Annotated in this window: 3 protein-coding genes; all 3 read left to right on the top strand. The window is 47.2% G+C overall.

Features of this window, described 5'->3' with window-relative positions; translation table 11 throughout:
• Positions 1-85: 85 nt before the first annotated feature.
• The 3 genes from EXE10_RS20610 to tnpC all read left to right on the top strand — a co-directional run bounded on the left by EXE10_RS20610 (position 86) and on the right by tnpC (position 2,480).
• Positions 86-469, top strand: a complete 384-nt coding sequence (locus EXE10_RS20610; protein WP_001055589.1) for a transposase — start codon at positions 86-88, stop codon at positions 467-469.
• A complete protein-coding gene (gene tnpB, locus EXE10_RS20605; RefSeq protein ID WP_000618091.1) occupies positions 466-801 on the top strand; it encodes an IS66 family insertion sequence element accessory protein TnpB in 336 nt (111 codons plus the stop codon). The genes EXE10_RS20610 and tnpB overlap by 4 nt, the downstream gene beginning before the upstream one ends.
• 74 nt (positions 802-875) lie before the next feature.
• Positions 876-2,480: an IS66 family transposase gene (gene tnpC, locus EXE10_RS20600; RefSeq protein WP_130114570.1), complete on the top strand. Its 1,605-nt coding sequence runs from the start codon at positions 876-878 to the stop codon at positions 2,478-2,480.
• Positions 2,481-2,511 lie beyond the last annotated feature (31 nt).

Genomic DNA, 2,511 nt, shown 5'->3' with positions numbered 1-2,511 from the left:
GTAAGCGTCCGCTAAACACACCTTATGAATTCGTCCTATAAGCCTTAATTTAGTCCTCACTTAAAAACAAGTGGGGACTTAATCCATGAACATGGATATATATTCAGCAACACCTCCTGTTGCTAAAAAACGCAGAACATACAGCAAAGAATTCAAACTCAGTATTGTCAATGCCTGCAAAAATCCTAATACCTCGATCGCTTCGGTCGCACTGCAACATAGTATTAATGCCAACCTTGTCAGTCGTTGGATCAGGATCTTCAGCCATCATGAGGGTGCCGTGCAGGATCCTACTCATGTGAATCCAGCATTTATTGCTTTACCTTACACTGCTGCAATCAGCCAACCTATTGATGAGAGGATCACGTTGTGTATCACCGTGCCTCATACGAATAATGATATTCAGCTAAAATGGCAGACATCAGAAATACCTGCCTTGGCAGAATTACTCAAGGCACTTGCAACATGATCCGCATTGATGAAATCTGGTTGTCTACTCAGCCCATGGACATGCGTGCAGGTATGGATACGACCATGGCTCAGGTGGTGAGAGCCTTTGGCTACATCAAACCGCATTGTGCTTACCTGTTCTGTAATAAACGTGGCCATCGCATGAAAGTACTGGTACATGATGGATTGGGCATCTGGCTGTGTGCCCGGCGGCTGGAACAGGGCAAATTTCACTGGGCTCAAGTTCACCAAGGTGAAACCGTGGCCCTCAGCCCGGAACAGTTACAGGCACTGATCCAAGGTTTGCCCTGGCAGCGCATTGGACGACAGCAGGTGGTGACGATGCTTTAAACCAGGCTGTTCCATTCTGCTATTCTCCAAACGTTCTATTTCATTCTCTTCATGACCTCAGGCATACTGCGGTCATGAATACGCTGCCAGACTTAAGCCAACTGACCCATGAACAACTGCTGGAATTTACCAGACAGTTGGCAATGCAGCATCAGTCTCTGGCACAATCAAATCAAGAATTAGAAAAATCAAACCAGCAATTGGATGCCAAAGTTCAACATCTTTCCATTCTCAATCAAAAATACGAGCATGAACTGGCGCTGTTTAAACAGCACAAATTCGGCAGTAAAAACGAACATCTCACTGCAAAACAAATCCATCTCTGGGATGAAGCGGTTGAAGAAGATATTGCCGCAGTTGATCTGGAACTGGAACGGCTAAATGCAGATAAAACCGATGCAGCGACACACAAAGCCACAGTCAACAAACCTAAACGTCGTCCATTGCCAACTCACTTACCTACGATTCGCATCGAGCATGAACCTGCATCAACCCAATGCAGTTGTGGATGCCAACTCCGTCGTATCGGCGAAGATGTCAGTGAAAAACTGCATTTCAGACCGGCACAGTTCTATAAGGAACAGCATGTGCGTGGCAAATGGGTCTGTGATCAGTGTGACATCCTGACTCAGCAAGCGATGCCTGCCTATGTGATTGATAAAGGCATTGCTTCACCTGAACTGCTCAGCCATGTGCTGGTATCGAAGTATGCCGATCATTTACCGCTGTACCGTCAACGTCTGATCTATCAGCGGGCGGGAATCGAGCTTTCTAGATCAACGTTATCTGACTGGATAGGTCGCTGCGGTGTGGAACTGGAACCTCTGGCCAATGCCTTAAAACAGGTGGTGCTGCAACAGCGGGTGATCCATGCCGATGAAACGCCGGTCACCATCATGCGGATGAGTGATGATGAGAAAAAACCGAAGAAAGGTTATGTCTGGGCCTATGCAACAACCCAATATAATCCAATTCAAGCCGTGATTTATGACTTTCAGGATAGTCGTTCAGGCCAGCATGCTGAAGCGTTCCTGAAAGACTGGCAGGGCCATCTGGTCTGTGATGATTACAGTGGTTATAAAGCACGCTTTAAATCAGGCCAAGTCATTGAGGTGGGCTGCATGGCGCATGCTCGTCGTAAATTCCATGAACTGCATGTGACCAAGAAAAGTCAGGTCGCTGAACAGGCCTTAGTGCTGATTCAGAAACTGTATGCCATAGAAGCAGAACTCAGGAGAAAGACCGATGGTACAGCAGAACAGCGCCGCGAATACCGACAACAGCATAGTCAACCGGTGATGCAACAACTGTATGAATGGCTCAACCAGCATCAACTGACGGTGCCATCGAGTTCTCCAACCGCCAAGGCCATCAATTACACTCTGAAGCGTTGGCCAGCTTTAAGCCGCTATCTGGATGATGGCAATCTACCGATTTGCAATAATTGGGTGGAAAACCAGGTGCGGCCTTGGGCGTTGGGACGTAAGAACTGGTTATTTGCAGGTTCGCTGCGTAGTGGTCAGCGAGCGGCAAACATCATGACTTTAATCCAGTCAGCAAAGCTGAATGGGCTGGATCCGTATGCCTATTTAAGTGATGTGCTGAAAAGATTGCCGACCCATAAAGTGACCCAAATAGAAGAATTGCTACCACACCGCTGGAAATCCAACTCAAATTAAAAAATAGACATGGGGTTCAGCGGACGCTTAC

The sequence above is a fragment of the Acinetobacter sp. WCHAc060033 genome, assembly GCF_004209125.1.
GTDB classification, from domain to species: Bacteria; Pseudomonadota; Gammaproteobacteria; order Pseudomonadales; family Moraxellaceae; genus Acinetobacter; species Acinetobacter wuhouensis.
This window is presented reverse-complemented; position numbering and strand designations above follow the sequence as displayed.

What these genes read in the sequence shown, in the direction of transcription:
- EXE10_RS20610 (WP_001055589.1), top strand. Translation starts at nt 86, where the DNA reads ATGAACATGGATATATATTCAGCAACACCTCCTGTTGCTAAAAAACGC.
- tnpB (WP_000618091.1), top strand. Translation starts at nt 466, where the DNA reads ATGATCCGCATTGATGAAATCTGGTTGTCTACTCAGCCCATGGACATG.
- tnpC (WP_130114570.1), top strand. Translation starts at nt 876, where the DNA reads ATGAATACGCTGCCAGACTTAAGCCAACTGACCCATGAACAACTGCTG.